General features: G+C 38.4%; 2 protein-coding genes. Both read right to left on the bottom strand.

The window, feature by feature from the left end:
• Nucleotides 1-224 (bottom strand): GTP cyclohydrolase I (locus tag H5072_RS20140; protein ID WP_182694598.1); only part of this gene is annotated, 224 nt, incomplete at its 3' end.
• Between the two features lie 22 nt (nt 225-246).
• On the bottom strand, nt 247-966 hold the full coding sequence (gene folM / locus H5072_RS20135) for a dihydromonapterin reductase (RefSeq protein WP_024595773.1): 720 nt from the start codon (nt 964-966) through the stop codon (nt 247-249).
• Nucleotides 967-1,069: the final 103 nt, after the last annotated feature.

The following is a 1,069-nucleotide window of genomic DNA, read 5'->3' as shown; positions in this document are numbered from 1 at the left end:
CACATAGAGTAGAGTTCTATGTCTTGTACTAACACCATGTCGTCAGCGTCAGATGTAAATACTGCTTTATTAGTTATTTCATCAAGCGTTTGACGATACCCTTGCGTTAAATATTCCATTGCTTTTGCAGCACGTTTTGGCGTATCAAGTAAGCCTTCGCGGTTAGCATCTTCGCCTACAGCGGTGATGATTTTTTCATAACTTTCTTTTAATTCATTGTGCATAAATATCTCAGTTTATTTATATTTACTTTAAATGACGACCGCCATCAATAGGCAAAGAGCGCCCTGTGATGTAGTGGCTTTGTAATAGTAAATCAATGCTATTGATAATTTCTTGGCATCCGGGTTCAATGCCCATTAATGATTTTTTAAGGGTCTTAGCTCGATATTGCTCATCGTCATGTTCATTAAAAATAATGAGCGATGGAGCAACCGAGTTCACTTTTATATTTGGCGCATATTTAGCGCTAAACGATTTGGTTAGGTTGTCGAGTGCTGCTTTACTTGCTGCATAAGCTAAGTGTTTAGGGCTGCCTGTTTCAACTACATAATCAGTAAGATGTATTATATCGGCAGGTACTTTTTCATTTTGCTGATAGTTTAAAAGCAGCTCTGCGCACATTAAATTAATTAAATACGGTGTTTTGGCATGTACTCGCATCATATTATCAAACAGTGCTGCAAAGTCAGGGTTGTTAGCTTCGCAGTCCCAGCTTGATGCGTTATGAACAATAGCGCGCAGCGATGTTGTATGCTCTTTAAGCGTATTTATAAATGTACTAATACCTTCATCGGTACTAAAATCGGCATAAATACATACAGCGCCTTGTTGCTCTAATTTATCAACAGCGGCGTGACGAGTACGATACGTGATAATAATACTCTGCCCTTGGGCTATATAATGCTGAGCGAGTGCTAAACCAATACGTTGGCCTGCGCCGGTAATTAAAATGGGCGATGTCATATAAGGCAGTGTTCTCTTTGGCGGGTAGTTATACCAATATAATTAAAAATATCATCATTTTATCGCTATTTCATAGGGCTATAATAGCTCACTAATTTAATGC

This window comes from Pseudoalteromonas sp. SR45-5, assembly GCF_014163565.1.
Taxonomy (GTDB): Bacteria; Pseudomonadota; Gammaproteobacteria; order Enterobacterales; family Alteromonadaceae; genus Pseudoalteromonas; species Pseudoalteromonas distincta.
This window is presented reverse-complemented; position numbering and strand designations above follow the sequence as displayed.